The following is a 213-nucleotide window of genomic DNA, read 5'->3' on the forward strand; positions in this document are numbered from 1 at the left end:
CGACGCCACCGCCGGTGAGCAGCTCGGCGCCTTCCTGACGGGCGATGTCCAGGTAGCTGAGGATCTTGTCGAACTGCTGCTCGGACGCCTGCGCGCCGACCATGGTTTCGGTGTCCAGCGGGTCGCCCCGCTTGATCTGGCCGATCTTCTTCATCACTTCCTGCATGAACGCCGGGTAGATCGATTCCTGCACCAGCGCACGCGACGGGCAGG

Annotated in this window: 1 protein-coding gene; it reads right to left on the minus strand. The window is 65.3% G+C overall.

Features of this window, described 5'->3' with window-relative positions:
• On the minus strand, positions 1–213 hold a 213-nt coding region (locus tag QMX85_RS23480), incomplete at both ends, for an aldehyde dehydrogenase family protein (RefSeq protein WP_282344976.1).

This window comes from Pseudomonas sp. PS02288, from assembly GCF_029959715.1.
GTDB lineage: Bacteria > Pseudomonadota > Gammaproteobacteria > Pseudomonadales > Pseudomonadaceae > Pseudomonas_O > Pseudomonas_O kuykendallii.